This is a genomic window from Paraburkholderia lebeckiae (assembly GCF_050436225.1).
In the GTDB taxonomy this organism is placed as follows: domain Bacteria; phylum Pseudomonadota; class Gammaproteobacteria; order Burkholderiales; family Burkholderiaceae; genus Paraburkholderia; species Paraburkholderia tuberum.
The window spans coordinates 94,922-107,808 of the sequence record NZ_JBNDLU010000001.1 but is presented as its reverse complement, the minus strand read 5'-3'; the positions used below and the strand labels follow the sequence as shown (position 1 = coordinate 107,808).

Below are 12,887 nucleotides of genomic sequence, written 5' to 3'. Positions count from 1 at the left end.
CCCGCTTTTCACGCGTTATTTTTCACACCCAGCGCAGCCTCTGCGTTCAGATATTTTTTGGTGAGTTGGTCGCCGTTTTTTTCGCGCGCCGGAGCTCTTCAACCAGACATACGACCCTTATCGACCCGGTGTTTCAAGCTTTGCGCAAAGCTCTACGCGCCATCCATAGATTGCCCAAAGCAAACAGCGTGGTGATCTGGGCGGTGTTCTTCATCAAACCACGATAGCGGGTCTTCATGTAACCGAACTGCCGCTTAAGGATGCGAAACGGGTGTTCGACCTTGGCTCGAATACTCGCCTTCAGGCGTTCGATGTGATCGTATATCGCGTCCAACGAATCACTCATATCCAGTTTCCTGCGCTTTGCCGGTCGCATTGCAACATGCCAACGAACCGCGCCTGCCTCACAGCGCTTTTCGATACCCTGATATCCGGCGTCCGCGTACACGTCCGTTTCTTTACCATGTAGCAACGCCTGGGCTACGTTGATGTCGTGAACGTTGGCCGCCGTTCCAATGACCGTATGGACCAGGCCCGACTCGGCGTCCACGCCGATATGCATCTTCATCCCGAAGTACCAGTTGCCACCTTTCTGCGTTGATTGCATTTCCGGATCACGTGTGCCGGAGCCATTTTTTGTCGAACTGGGTGCGGCAATCAGAGTGGCGTCGACTGCCGATCCAGTCTTGAGCATCAGGCCTTTCTCCGTCAGGATTTCATTGACCAGCGCCAGCATTTGCACTGCCAGTCCGTGCGTTTCCAGCAGATGGCGGAACCGGAGAATCGTGCTTTCATCCGGCAAGCGAACCATCCCGCCGTCGAGACCCGCGAACTCGCGATAAAGCGGCACGTCATAGAGTGCCTCTTCCATTGCAGGGTCTGACAGACCGAACCATTGCTGCATGAAATGAATCTGCAACATCGTCGCAATCGGGAACGGCGGCCGACCGGTTTTGCCCGTGGGATAGTGCGGCTCGATCAGCGCAATCAGCTTCAACCAGGGCACAACACGCCGCATCTCATCGAGAAATTCCCGTTTGCGCGTGCGCTTCGTTGACAGATCCAGACCAAGACCAAGTTGCGCCATCACACTGCTCCTCGCCTAATTCGCTCTGTTTCCAGGATAGCTCAGCAGCAACGCAATGCCAGGACTTTTGCAGACCTTCCTAAGCATCTTGCTTCGTGAGTGATCGAAACACTTCCGACGCGCTTTTGTACCCTAACTTATTCAAAGCGACAGGCGAAAGCAGATACCCGTCTGTCTTGATATCGCCGATACCGTGTACGAAAACGTACCCAAAGGACGGGAAGATTTGGTTATCTATGATGTGTCCGTTGATTTCTTCCCCGAAATAACCCTCACTCCTCCCAACGTACCCGTACTCGCCTTTTGGAATTGTTCCCTTGGCCGAAGGTTCGCGATCGCTCAGGATCAGGCGTGAAGTTCAATTCGTCGATTGTGCCGCCGTAGTGAGGAAGTCGCCGCGCGTGAGTGCCGCGCTGCCATGCCTTTATCTGAAAGGCATCTCCACGGGCGACATGAGCGAAGCGCTGAGCGTGTTGCTCGGTGACGACGCCAAAGGCCTGTCGGCCAATGTGGTGAGCCGTCTGAAGGCGCAGTGGGCCGACGAGCATGCGAGTTGGAGCCGACGCGATCTGTCGAAATCGCGCTACGTATATTGGTGGGTCGACGGCATTCACACGGGGCTGCGCAGCGAGAACTCGGACGGTCAATGTCTGCTGGTGATCATCGGCGTGAGGCCGGATGGACGCAAGGAGCGTGTGGCGATCGGTGACGGGTATCGCGAGTCGAAGGCGTCATGGCAGGAGTTGCGCTCGACCTGAAATCGAGAGGCCTGCAGGCTGGGCCGCTGCTTACCGTCGGCGATGGCGCGATGGGCTTCTGGGCCGCACTGGAGGAAGTGTTTCCTGCAACGCGCGGCCAGCGCTGCTGGTTCCACAAGATGGGCAACGTCCTGAACGTGCTGCCGAAGTCGCAGCAAGGCAGGGCTAAAGCAGATCTGCAGGCGATCTGGATGGCCGCCACGCGCGCCGACGCGTATGCCGCGTTTGATCGTTTCGTGACGGTCTACGCGGCGAAATATCCGAAGGCAACGGAAACGTTGAAGAAGGACCGGGAAAGCCTGCTGGCGTTTTACGACTTCCCGGCCGAGCACTGGCAGCATTTGCGGACCACGAATGCGATTGAGTCGACGTTCGCGACGGTGCGACACCGTACGACGCGCACGCGCAACTGTGTGTCGCGACCAACCTTCCTTGGTCTGGCATTCAAGCTGATCGAGGAAGCCGAGAAAACCTGGCGCCGCGTCAACGGGCCCGAAAAGATCAAGCTGTTGCTGGAAGGCATTGCCTTCAGGGATGGCGAACCGGTGAAAGACGATCAACCGGTTCAGCAGAAACTCGCCGCCTGAAGTCCCTGCTCATCAAGTTGCCTATACACCCGTCTTGACGCTAGCTCTTTGACTGGCTGCTTTAGGTAATGCCGTCAGTCCGCTGTGGGTCGGCTCATGCCTTTTGCATTGCTCGCACGCCTGAGACGATCGTCGCGCTCGTTCGTCGGGCGCTGGTCGGCCACCTACGGTCGTTCGCCCTTGCGCTTAGATGTTCATTCAACCGGCTGCTCTACTCAAGAAGCGGCCCGAAAGCCAGATTCGTCCCAGAAGAAGATGTCGGCATTTTCCTCACGAGCCTGTCAGACAATGTGTCGCAGGGATCGTCAGCAGCCACGCACGCAGATTGCAGTCGGGCCAAAAGCCTTTCCAACGCGCGAGCGCCCGCTCGGCCGTATCGTGAACCAGATGGTCAGCCCAGACTGAGTCGCCCGTCAGCGCACGCGCATAGCGCCGCGGCTGCGGGAGCCGCGATATCACTTCCGCTTCGAAGTTCACGCGGCGCTGACGGCCGCGCGAGCGCGCATCAATAGCCGCTGCTGCTGCTGGTGCCGCTGCTGCTGCCCGACGAGCTCGTGTCGCCCGTGGACTGGCACGCGGCCAACGACAACGATGCGACTCCTAGCGCGATGATCACGAATACGGCCGATAGCAGTCTTGATACTTTCATGTAGAACTCTCCTGCACGGCCAACGCGACTGAGTTGTCGCGCGGCCACGCATTGAGCCGGCGAGCCGCGGATCGCTCGCGGCAAGTGCCGCGACGCCGGTGAACGTTTACAAAAAGGACAGACAAACCCCCTGCAAAACGGGGACGCAACCGCTGTGCGCGGCCGACGATTCCGTTTCGCGGCTTCGCGGTCTTGCACGCGACGCCTAATCTAAAACGCCCACGGCGCGGCATTATTCCACCGCATTGATTATTTGTGACAGGTATCGCCTCGGGACGATGCACGCTCGACGCGGCACGGATTTTGCGCAAGCTTCGCGACCGTTGGCTGGCATAGCCCTGCATCGCTAGAACGGTGTTCGCGCGTTGCCGACGATACCTTGTTCGTGAAGCGCGGCGGATGTCCGAAGCCCCAGGAAGCGGCCGATGGTATCGCAGTATCGCAACCCCATGACCGGCTAATGCGGGTCGTTCAGCGCCCGTCGACGGCGATAGTGTGGAAGCTGAGACCGCGGCACGGCCATTGGAGCACCGGACGTTCATTCCTTGTGGCGCCACCGGAGGGCATCAGGCTTCGAAAGCCTATACGCAAGTAACGCATTCCACTCGCACCAGCCAAACGTCGCGATCGGCATCGTGTTCGACGCGGGGAAGAACTGCGTGAAATATTGGCGGCGGGGCCGATCAGCGTGAATGTCCCGCCGCAGGTCGCTCACGCACGCGGCGACCGCTCACATGACGTGAATGAGATTAATGTAGCTGTTTCTTTAGATCGCTCAGTTCGGCGTGAACCGAACTGACTGCTTTCTTGATCCTGGCATTGACATTCGCAGCGCGTTCGCACGCTTTTTCTGCGCTGTCGCCGATCCGCTCAAGATCGTCCACCCATTGGCGCATGCGATCCTGATCGTTCGAAGCCATCACTTTCTTTGCCGACGCGGATTGTTGATCTAGCTCATCAACGCACTCGATGAGGTCCTTGGGGAGTGTGGAGTCGGCATGACAGGTTTGCGAAGCCTGTTCGATGGATTGCTGTAGATGCGTGAAACGCTTCTGGATTTCGCTGGCTTGCATCATGGTGACACTCCTTTCTGAAAGCGTGTCCGAAACTCTAAAACGAGGCTGGCGCGATTGCGGTTTACCACCCTGGCGCCTATGTTGCCACCCCCGTGCGCTTGGGCCGGCCGTCATCGTGCAGCGTCGGTGCTCCGGAGCCGATCGCAGGGTGGCATGACTTTGAGTATAGGCGTTGCCACTGCTCGCGCAGGCACGGCGCCGAACGTCCGCTCCAGCCGGCAGATTCAACCGGTCGATGCAATAGTTCGATGGAACCGTTCAACCTGTCGCTCTGACTGCACGATAGTGGCGTTGCGCTTTGACGCGGTTCCCGCACGTGGCCATTGAGCACCATCGGCGAGATTTGCTTCGCGAGAGATCGAGGAACAACCACGAGCATGCGCCGCATTCTCGGACATTTGATAGCATCGGCTGCATAAACAGTTCAGTCGCAGCTACTGCGAGCCGATCCTTTATGAGCGCGCTACCGGCCTTCTCCGGCAGCACCGTCCAGTGGGCTGGCTCTCTTCCGGCAACGCACAGGTTCGCGTGGTTCAGCGCCTCGCGAATGTGATTTTCCAGCAGCATACGATCGGGCTCCGAACACGACGCGCCGGTTGCGATCGCAGAGAACACCGCGTGTACAGCCTCCCGCAGTTCGGTCAATTCTTTCAGGACGTCGGATTCGCTGAGCCCGGCGTGCAACCGCGCCTTCTCGACTAGGCGGCTCTCGGAAGGGCTGAGGAGCCCGTTCGCGCCAGCCCAGTTGAGAGCTGTACGCCAATCGACCCAACGATCGGCGTCACGCTCTTTACCAGCGCCGCCGCATGTGTTCACAAAGTTCAGGACCAAATGCCCACCTAGGCCCAGGTCCGCCTGTCGCCCTAACTTCTTCGGCGAGTTGATGGATTTTCCAAAGTTGGGGTATTCCACGCCCAACTACGAATGTCAACGACCTAGCCAGCGATGGCGAATGACCGGTCATGGGCCGCACTGCGTCCCCGGGCCGCAGACGATCGGCCGCCTTGCATGCTCGCCGCATGTAAAGGATATATGCAGTTTCTTATGAAGAGCGACGTAGGGCTCAGCCAGCAGCCTATGGGCAAGTGTGGTGTTTTCCCTAATGCAGTTTCCATCTCTGGCCGTTGAGAAGGCTCAGACCCTTTTCATCCCGAAAGTGCCCTGCAAAAGCGGTCGTTTTCGCGAAAATGGGCCAAAGTACCTTCCTTTAGCGACGCCGTCAATCACGACGGACTCTGTGCGCTAACCTCCGCAGTGACGTACCTGGAAGGCTGGCCTGGCCTCACATACGGCAAGACTATCTGACGGGATGGGAACCATGACGACGACCAACCCAACTCTGCGCAAGCTGAAAGACGCGGCCAAGTCGATGCTGCCTGCGCCATTGTTCTTGAGCCTGTTGCATCACAAGTACATTGGCCGTTATCCGAACCTGCTTCGTCCGACAACATTCAACGAGAAAATTCTGCAGAAAAGCCTGCGGCCGGATCCGTGGCTCACCGAGTTGACCGACAAGCTTACGGTCAGGGACTATGTTGCGAGAAAGCTTGGCGAGAGCCATCTTATACCGTTGCTTGCCGCCCCCGAGACCTTCACGAAAGAGGTATTCGATGCGTTGCCGGACTCGTTCGTGATGAAGGCGAATCACGGCAGCACTTATGTCAAGGTGGTCAGAAACAAATCGGCAACCTCATTCGAGGAATTGCGGGATCTCGCGAACCATTGGTTGTCCCTCGACTTCTACAAGATGGGTCGGGAAAAGCACTATCGCCCCATCAAGCCGCGTATCTTCTTCGAGCAACTGCTGCTCGATGAGAGCGACAACGTTCCCCCCGACTATAAGCTGCAGTGCTTTGGTGCCAAATCAGGCCGGCTGGTCATCTACATTCTCGTCATCTCGGACCGATTCGGCGCTGATACGCGCGGCGATCTGTACGACGTCAACTGGAACCATCTGGACGTAGTCATTGGCGAGTACAAACCCAGTGAAAACCCGCCGCCTCGCCCGGACAATCTCGACGCGATCGTGGACGCTGGGATCAAGCTCTCGGCGGACTTCGACTATGTCCGCGTGGACCTGTATTCGCCCAATAACCAGGTTTATTTTGGTGAACTTACTTTCACGCCGGGTGCGGGCGTTCTGCCATTCATGCCGGACAGGATCGACTACGAGTGGGGCAGCCTGATACCAGACGCTTACCTGTCGATAAGGCCTTCCTTGCGAGCAACTTCGCCCGGGGCACGGTAGTTTCCTGCCGATGTTTTTCGCGAACTCTCCATTAGCGGTAACGACAGTGGTGAAGCGCCATGCAAAAAATCACAATCGTGATCTGCAATTACAACCACGGTCGCTTTCTGGCCGACGCAATTGACTCATCTCTTTCTCAGGACTACCCGGAAACGCGTGTTCTGGTGATCGACGACGGATCGACGGACGGCTCACGCGAAATCGCAGAATGTTATGCCGGCCGCATCCAGGCGCTCTATAGGGAGAACGGCGGCCAGGTCTCCGCATATAACGATGCAGTCAATATGATCGACACGGAATTCGTGATCCTGCTCGATTCCGACGATCTACTGTACAAGGGTGCGGTGTCCGAGGTCATGCAAGCATTCGAGGCCGGCGACTCCGTCAAGGTTCAGTTCCGTCTCGACGTTGTGGATTCAGCCGGGAAGCCCACGGGTACATACGTACCTCACTCCGCCGCGCCAGTCGACTGCGGTAGCCTGCTGCGCCGGGGTTGGCTCTATCCGTCGCCGCCAGCGTCAGGCAACGCCTACCGGACCAGCGCATTAAAGAAAATCTTTCCCGTGCCGGAAGCAAGCAGTAATCGCTACGGCGCAGACTTCTACGCGATCTACGGGGTCGCATTGTTGGGCGCAATCGCGACGATCCCGAAATCGTTAGGCGCATACCGCGTGCATCGGACCAAAAACACAGGAATTGATTTCGCCAATTCGGACAGCACCGACAAGGCGCCCAGGGCGTTGACCAAGCGTTGGTCGATCCTTCGGCAGATGGCGCGCTCGCGGCTCGGCATAGAGCTTCCGCCATCGTTTCACGACTTCTCACTCGAGAAAGCGTATTTTTGCTCTGCTGTTTATCAGGCTTCGTTCGCGAAGCGCTGGGGATGGGTTAGCCGGCAGTCGCATGGTTATTTGCGCTCGATAGTCGCCAATCCGTTCTGGAGCTATAAGAAGAAGATAGGCACGCTCGCGCTGTCCAGTCTTTGCCTGTTGCCTTGCTCACCGCTTTCCGATTTCGCGGTTCGCTATATTTCGAACCCGCTCGCGAGACGTCGCCTTTAGTCAACTGAAGACGTGTGTGCGCTGTTCCAAGGCTGATCCAATATTACATTGCGGAGGGCGCAACAAAGCGCATATGATGGACATCACATTGCGACGCGCAGAACACAGCGACATTCCAGGCATTGTTGCGTTTTACGAACGGGAAAGCGATCCTAATATCCTTCGGCGCAGCGCGCGTGAAGTTGCCAATGCCGTCGATCTTGGCGCCATCTTTCTGTTTTTGGAGCATAATCAGATCGTGGCCGCTTCAGGCGCGTTCGCAATAAATTTCAGGGAAGAACTGTACTTCGAATATGGCGGCACGATCGTGACGCGCCCGTTCAGAGGCTTCGATCTTCAGGATATATTCACTTCGGCACGTTTTTGCTTCGGTGTTCTCTTCTACCCGGAATCGCTTCCAGATCGTGTTTATACGTTCATCAAGCCAGACAATGCCCCATCAAATGAAAATATTAAAGGGAGAGGTTTTTCACTGCGAGAGACAGCGCCCACTCCATACATGAGACCATGTGGAACCTGTAAATCGCGCGCGTCACTCCCGCCTGGCAGAAGATGCTGCTACAACATCTATGGAATCGATATGGAAGCGATCAGGCGTAATGTCCGATACTTTCTCGAGGCCTCCGCGGAGCGCACGTCGTCAAAGGGCATGCGGCTTGAAATAACCTCGACCCTGTTTCGAGACGCGCGCCAGCGCGCCATCCTCCATAGCGTCATTGCTTGAGTGCTCTCGTGCCTGGCGTCCACACATCCGCACTCACGGCCCGAACTGTTGCCAACGCAAGCAGGGGCGGGGTGTCGCCGGGGAACATGATCCACGGTCCGTTCGGGCTGAAGTCATAGGTTGGACCGAAGCTCGCCGGCATCGCCATCTGCGCAGTGGTCAGGCCGGTCTCGTAAGAGAATTGCTCAACGAGATATTCACAGTTCAGGGTAACGGCGGCGTTGTTTGTGCCTCTTCGCAAGCGAAGTCGGCCAGATTGAACCAGTGTTGCACGAAGTGGATCCGCAGCATGCGCTCCAGACCAATTGGCGGGCGGCCATTGCCGCGCTTCGGATAATGCGGCTCGATCACCGCGCACAACTGCGGCCATGGCACGATCGCATTCATCGTGTCGAGAAACTCGTCGCGCCGCGTGCGTTTGCGGTGCGTCTCGAAACCCGCTCCTTGATCGGCCCCTCTACGACAGCGCCAGCCTGCGTCGCTTTGCCGGAATTGACCTGGGTTGTGAAGCCGTACCGGACGCGACGACGCTGCTCAAATTCTGGCGCCTGCTGGAGACGCACAAACTGGGCGGGCAATTGTTTGCCGAAGTCGGCCGGGTGCTGCAGGCCAGCGGCATGAAGCTCAAAAGCGGCACCATCGTGGACGCGACGATCATCGGCGCGCCGAGTTCGACGAAGAATGAGCAGAAGGCGCGCGACCCCGAGATGCATCAGACCCGCAAGGGCAAGCAATGGTATTTCGGCGCCAAGCTGCACATCGGTGTGGACAGCCAGAGTGGCCTGGCGCACAGCGCGGTGCTCACGCCGGCCAATGTGCATGACAAGCATCCACTGCCGCAATTGCTGCACGGGCAGGAGCGGCGCGTCTACGGCGACAGCGCCTATGCGAGCCAGAAGGAACTGATCCACAGCAAGGCGCCCAGGGCGCGCGACTTTACCAATCAGCGCACGCGCCGTGCGGGCGGCGAAGTCGACGAGGTGCAGCGTGGCAAGAACCGCAACAAGTCGAAGATTCGCGCCCGGGTGGAACATGTCTTCGCGGTCGTGAAGCGACTGTGGGGATTTACCAAGGTGCGCTATCGCGGGCTGGCAAAGAACGCCAACCGGGCGTTCGTCGCGCTCGCACTGGCGAACGTCTACCTGTCGCGAAAGAAACTGATGGCACCGGTACGCCCATAGTGGGCGAAAGGCGGGCAAAGTGCCCGCCCAACAGGCCTGCGAGGGCCGAAAAGCAATGGCTTAAGCTCGGCCTCATGACCTGGCGACGTTCAAGTCGCTGACACGTCGCCGATTTAGTGGCTTGTTCAGCTTAGCCCTAACATCGGCTGCGGAAATAATCTTACGACAGACGGTGACGCTTCTTCCAAAAAAAAGACAGCTAGTTGACGCCTCTGTCGCGGTAAGGTCAACGGGTCAAGCAGCAGTGATATGGAGGATTACTTATGAAACGAGAGAGTAGAACTGCTGTGCGGGAGACAGCGGAGTCTCGCCCCGACATTTCATCTGCCCTTTCTTGATCATGTGCATTAATTCGACGCCACCCAGAATGACGCGCGCGCAGTGGAAATCCTTGAAGCCCAGCATCGGTCGGGTGATGCGTTTGATGGCCCGATGGTCCTGCTCGACCACGTTATTCAGGTACTTGACTTGACGAATCGTAATGGGCGTCTCTCGCTCGGCGTTCACCGCGTGCAACGCAGGCAGATTAGAGCCGCTTTTATCGATGGTTACCGTCTCGGGTACACCGTTATGAGCGATCGACTTTTCAAAGAAGCGCCGCGCTGCCACCTTGTCGCGCTTGGCTCTGAACAGGAAATCGATGGTTTGGCCCGCCTTGTCCACCGCCCGGTAGAGGTTCTTCCCCTGGCCTTTGACTTTGATATACGGGTGAGTAGGCCCAGGGAATTGCGCCCCGAGTCTCTCGCAGAACCGTGCGTAAACCTCTCGATTTACACGGCTCCCGTTATCCAACCTTTCCCCCCTGATACTGCCAGTGCGCGAACTCTCGCGGGTACGCCTTCTTCATCTTGCGCAACCACTCTTCACTGCACCGTTTGTGCCGTCGCAGTGTTTTGTACTTGCGCTGAACCCAGCGCACGAGCTTTCGGTCGAGATACCGACTCAACTCATGCATGGCTGTCCGATAGAAAGCCCCGTAGTAGTTCCACCAGCCACATATCGTGGGATTACATTGCTCAGCGAGCTCGCATAGCGTGCAAAGGGACATTTCGGGAAGTGACGCTGCATCCAGGCGTCAAACGCATAGTGCATGAACAGATTCATCAGGATCGGACTGACCACTCCCCCTTGCGGGGTACCGCGATCCCGCTGCAAGCGGGTACCCTGTGCAGTTTCGAATGGTGCAGTCAGCCACCGCTCGATGTACATCAGGATCCAGTCCTCTTTGATGTGCTTGCGTACCGCCTTTAGCAAGAGGCCATGATCGATTTGATCGAAAGTCGCGACGAAATGACCCCAGTTTTGACAGCACCTTAACGAATTAACGACGCATCATCGAACGGTTTGCTTTCGCTCATCTTCTCAACACATACCTGCCATCCTTATGGATGACTTTTCCACGGTCGCTCACCACCACGCCTTTTGAACGCAGCAGCACCGGGCGGTTTGAAGCCTGCTCCTGCAAGCCGGCTTCGGGAGGCCTACTCCCATCTTCAGTACAGCACCACAAGCTTCCGCTTGTGTTCGTGACACACTTTCGCCCATCCGCCAGCTCTTGCCTACCGGCTGCTTGTGCTTGCGGAGCGTCTTCTCGAACAGCGGCACCAACTTGATCACCCAACGATGCACCGTGGAATGATCAACCTCAATACCGCGCTCGGCCATCATTTCTTCGAGATTACGCAAACTCAGTGAGTAGGCGACGTACCACCGCACGCATAGCAACAACACATCGAGCGGATAGTGAAGGCGCTTTAGCACTCGGGTGATGCCCGCAGCAAGCGTCTTTCGCGGTGTTTGGGTCTTCTTCATCGGCCAGCCAAAGCATATTTGTCAGGCTCGAATACTACCTCTCCCGTCTTAACGCGACAAAACCGTTTGATACGGTTAGCCCGCCAACCCTTTATCAGCGCGGGTTGCAGCTGATCCGCCCGGTCTCATTGCGGTCATCCGAGCCATCGTCGTACAGTTCGTATCCGTCAGCGCATCCCGTCTTGAACGCACGTACGCGCGGTGCGAACGTGTAGCCATCGTAACGACAGAGCAATGCGATGGAGAACACCAGCGCTCAGCGCGACAAAGGACGCGGCGAGTGCGCGCACGCATGCGCACCCAGCGCGGTGGTCGCTTCATCTTCCGGCTCCGCGGACAGATCCCGCTTGAAGGTCTCGGCGAGGAAAAACGCGCACACCAGGCTCAGCAACCCCGTCGCCGCGATATAAATCGAAATGGGCAGCGTCTGGCCATACGTGGCGAACAGATAAGTGGCGATCAATGGCGTCGGCCCTGACGTGATGATGCCGGCGATCTGATACGGCAGCGACGCACCCGTATAGCGCACCCGCGTACCGAACAGCTCCGCAAACCACGTCGATTGCACGCCGTACACGGACGCCTGGCTTAACGCGATACCGCAGACGTACGCCACCAGAATCAAGGTCGGATTGCGTGTCTCGAGCAACGGAAAGAACGCGAATCCGTAGATCGCCACGAACACCGCCCCGAACATGAAGACGGTCCGGCGTCCGATCAGATCCGACAGTTTGCCGAACAATGGCAGCGTGATTAGCGCGAAGGCGCAGCCGAGAATGATGGCGTTCAGCAGGAGTCCGCGCGGCAGGCCGAGCCGCGTCGTGCCATAGACCAGCACGAACACGTTGATCACGTTGAAGGTGATATCGACCGCGAAGCGCGTGCCGATCGTCAGCACGAGGTCTTTCGGATGCCGGCGCAGCAATTCGATCAGCGGCGCCTTGACGACCCGCTTGCTCGCCTTGATCTGTTCGAATACCGGCGATTCCATGACGCGCAACCGGATAAACAGGCCGATCGCGATCAGTGCGACGCTCAGCAGGAACGGCAGGCGCCATCCCCAGGTATAGAACGCGTCCGACGGCAGACTCGACACGGCTTTGAACACCGCGGTCGAGAGCATTAGCCCGAGCGGCACGCCCAATTGCGGGAACGCGCCGAAGAAGCCACGCTTGCTGGCCGGCGCCGTTTCTACCACCATCAGCACCGCGCCGCCCCATTCGCCGCCGACGCCAAGTCCTTGCAGAAAGCGCATCGCCACCAGCAGGATCGGCGCCCAGACGCCGATCGAGCCGTAAGTCGGCAGCAGCCCGATCACGAAGGTGCCGACGCCCATGATCGTCAGCGTCGCGACGAGCGTCGCCTTGCGTCCGATGCGGTCGCCAAAGTGCCCGAAAAACACCGCGCCGAAGGGCCGTGCGAGATAGCCGACCGCAAAACTCCCGAACGCCGCAATGGTGCCGACCACCGGATCGAACGAGGGGAAGAACAGCTTGGCGAACACCAGCGCCGAAGCGGTGGCATAGAGAAAAAAGTCGTACCACTCGATGGCGGTCCCGACCACCGAAGCGACCAGCACACGGTTGACGGCCGAACGGCTGATAACCGGCGCGTTGCCGGATGAAACGGGCGATGTGTTCATGTCTCCTCCCTTCTCTGGGAATCTATGTTTTCAAGCTGCCGCGTGTCGGCGGCGCGGGTCCG

At 58.1% G+C, this 12,887-nt stretch carries 10 protein-coding genes and 6 pseudogenes; 5 read left to right on the top strand and 11 right to left on the bottom strand.

Features of this window, described 5'->3' with window-relative positions; genetic code table 11:
• Positions 1-133: 133 nt before the first annotated feature.
• Positions 134-1,087, bottom strand: a complete 954-nt coding sequence (locus tag OKW45_RS00465; protein WP_429465173.1) for an IS5 family transposase — start codon at positions 1,085-1,087, stop codon at positions 134-136.
• Between the two features lie 321 nt (positions 1,088-1,408).
• Between OKW45_RS00465 and OKW45_RS00460 the strand changes: the two are divergent.
• Positions 1,409-2,432: pseudogene (locus OKW45_RS00460) on the top strand (IS256 family transposase); the annotation flags it as partial.
• Positions 2,433-2,732: 300 nt separating this feature from the next.
• On the opposite strand, the pseudogene OKW45_RS00455 reads toward OKW45_RS00460, so the two are convergent.
• The 4 genes and pseudogenes from OKW45_RS00455 to OKW45_RS00440 all read right to left on the bottom strand — a co-directional run.
• A pseudogene (locus tag OKW45_RS00455) lies at positions 2,733-2,909 on the bottom strand (sigma factor); the annotation flags it as partial.
• 28 nt (positions 2,910-2,937) lie between these two features.
• Positions 2,938-3,081 carry a hypothetical protein gene (locus OKW45_RS00450; RefSeq protein WP_184052630.1) on the bottom strand — a complete coding sequence of 48 codons (144 nt, stop codon included), beginning with the start codon at positions 3,079-3,081 and terminating at the stop codon, positions 2,938-2,940.
• Between the two features lie 749 nt (positions 3,082-3,830).
• A complete protein-coding gene (locus OKW45_RS00445) occupies positions 3,831-4,157 on the bottom strand; it encodes a hypothetical protein (RefSeq protein ID WP_018424319.1) in 327 nt (108 codons plus the stop codon).
• 258 nt (positions 4,158-4,415) lie between these two features.
• Positions 4,416-5,069: a CGNR zinc finger domain-containing protein gene (locus tag OKW45_RS00440; protein ID WP_429465171.1), complete on the bottom strand. Its 654-nt coding sequence runs from the start codon at positions 5,067-5,069 to the stop codon at positions 4,416-4,418.
• A 397-nt stretch (positions 5,070-5,466) separates the two neighbouring features.
• On the opposite strand from OKW45_RS00440, the gene OKW45_RS00435 reads away from it, so the two are divergent.
• From OKW45_RS00435 to OKW45_RS00425, 3 genes are all read left to right on the top strand, one after another.
• The gene (locus OKW45_RS00435; RefSeq protein WP_018424317.1) at positions 5,467-6,405 is read left to right on the top strand and encodes an ATP-grasp fold amidoligase family protein; all 939 of its coding nucleotides are present in this window, start codon (positions 5,467-5,469) and stop codon (positions 6,403-6,405) included.
• Positions 6,406-6,464: 59 nt separating this feature from the next.
• Positions 6,465-7,466 carry a glycosyltransferase family 2 protein gene (locus tag OKW45_RS00430; RefSeq protein ID WP_018424316.1) on the top strand — a complete coding sequence of 334 codons (1,002 nt, stop codon included), beginning with the start codon at positions 6,465-6,467 and terminating at the stop codon, positions 7,464-7,466.
• 73 nt (positions 7,467-7,539) lie between these two features.
• On the top strand, positions 7,540-8,190 hold the full coding sequence (locus tag OKW45_RS00425) for a hypothetical protein (protein WP_429465169.1): 651 nt from the start codon (positions 7,540-7,542) through the stop codon (positions 8,188-8,190).
• Between the two features lie 228 nt (positions 8,191-8,418).
• Here OKW45_RS00425 and OKW45_RS00420 read toward each other — a convergent pair.
• Positions 8,419-8,643: pseudogene (locus tag OKW45_RS00420) on the bottom strand (transposase); the annotation flags it as partial.
• Here OKW45_RS00420 and OKW45_RS00415 point away from each other — a divergent pair.
• Positions 8,637-9,371: pseudogene (locus OKW45_RS00415) on the top strand (IS5 family transposase); the annotation flags it as partial. The pseudogenes OKW45_RS00420 and OKW45_RS00415 overlap by 7 nt on opposite strands.
• A 261-nt stretch (positions 9,372-9,632) precedes the next feature.
• On the opposite strand, the pseudogene OKW45_RS00410 reads toward OKW45_RS00415, so the two are convergent.
• The 5 genes and pseudogenes from OKW45_RS00410 to OKW45_RS00390 all read right to left on the bottom strand — a co-directional run.
• Positions 9,633-10,076, bottom strand: a pseudogene (locus OKW45_RS00410) (IS6 family transposase); the annotation flags it as partial.
• Positions 10,077-10,155: 79 nt separating this feature from the next.
• Complete coding sequence (locus OKW45_RS00405; protein ID WP_429465167.1) at positions 10,156-10,419, bottom strand: group II intron maturase-specific domain-containing protein; 264 nt, start codon at positions 10,417-10,419, stop codon at positions 10,156-10,158.
• Positions 10,314-10,640, bottom strand: a complete 327-nt coding sequence (locus OKW45_RS00400) for a reverse transcriptase domain-containing protein (RefSeq protein WP_429469171.1) — start codon at positions 10,638-10,640, stop codon at positions 10,314-10,316. The genes OKW45_RS00405 and OKW45_RS00400 overlap by 106 nt, the downstream gene beginning before the upstream one ends.
• 264 nt (positions 10,641-10,904) lie before the next feature.
• Positions 10,905-11,183 (bottom strand): annotated as a pseudogene (locus OKW45_RS00395) (IS6 family transposase); the annotation flags it as partial.
• 256 nt (positions 11,184-11,439) lie between these two features.
• Positions 11,440-12,825, bottom strand: coding sequence for an MFS transporter (locus OKW45_RS00390; protein ID WP_018424310.1), 1,386 nt, complete (start codon positions 12,823-12,825; stop codon positions 11,440-11,442).
• Between the last annotated feature and the right edge of the window lie 62 nt (positions 12,826-12,887).